This is a genomic window from Lysobacter sp. N42 (assembly GCF_004344885.1).
Genome location: NZ_SKFB01000129.1, coordinates 1 through 833 on the forward strand (window position 1 = coordinate 1; position 833 = coordinate 833).

The following is an 833-nucleotide window of genomic DNA, read 5'->3' on the forward strand; positions in this document are numbered from 1 at the left end:
CTAGGCCGAATCGACATTCAAGCGATCCACAGAGGCATGGCGGCAAGGTAGAGAAAGGCCAGGAAGTTGGCGGGGTTGCGGTCGTAGCGGGTGGCCACACGCCGGTGCTGCTTGAGTCGGGCAAAACACCGCTCGATGCGGTTGCGCAGGCGGTAGCGCTTCGCGTCGAAGGGCCGGGGACGCTGGCAGGTGCGCGGCGGGATCACGGCGCTCGCGCCCGTGGCTTCGATCGACTCCACCAGGGCCCGACTGTCGTAGCCGCGGTCGCCCAGCACGAAGGCCGGGGCGAAGCCGGCCAGCAGCGCAGGCGCCTGCGTGATGTCGTTGACCTGTCCGCCGGTGAGCACGAACCGCACCGGCCGGCCCTGGCCGTCGACCGCGAGGTGGATCTTGGTGCTCAGTCCACCTCGGGAGCGCCCCAGAGCCGCTTCGCCGCCCCTTTTTTGCCGGTGACGGCCTGGGCGTGGGCGCGCACGATGGAGCTGTCGATCATCAGGTACTGGTTGTCCCGATCGGCGGTCAGGGCGGTAAACACGCGCTCCCAGATGCCGCTCGCGGCCCAGCGGGTAAAGCGCTTGTGCACGCTCTTGTAGGGCCCATAGCGTGGCGGCAGGTCGCTCCAGCGGGCACCCGAGCGCAAGACCCACAGCACGGCGTTGACGAAGGCCCGGTTGTCGGCCGCGGTGCGGCCGGGGTCCCCGGCCTTGCCGGGCAGCAGGCCCTCGATGCGGGCCCACTGGGCGTGGCTGAGCTCGTAACGGCTGGGGCGTGGGGATTGACTGGCCATGCCCGCCAGTCTCTCCGGGTATACCTGAATGTCGATTCGACCTAGG

The 833-nt window shown here is 69.3% G+C and carries 1 protein-coding gene; it reads right to left on the minus strand.

Features of this window, described 5'->3' with window-relative positions; genetic code table 11:
* Positions 1–17: 17 nt before the first annotated feature.
* Positions 18–787, minus strand: a protein-coding gene (locus EYQ95_RS26245; RefSeq protein ID WP_370451351.1) for an IS5 family transposase whose coding sequence is annotated in 2 segments (ribosomal slippage) — positions 18–437 and positions 440–787 — 768 coding nt in all. Because the reading frame shifts where the segments join, the coding sequence is not laid out codon by codon here.
* Positions 788–833: the final 46 nt, after the last annotated feature.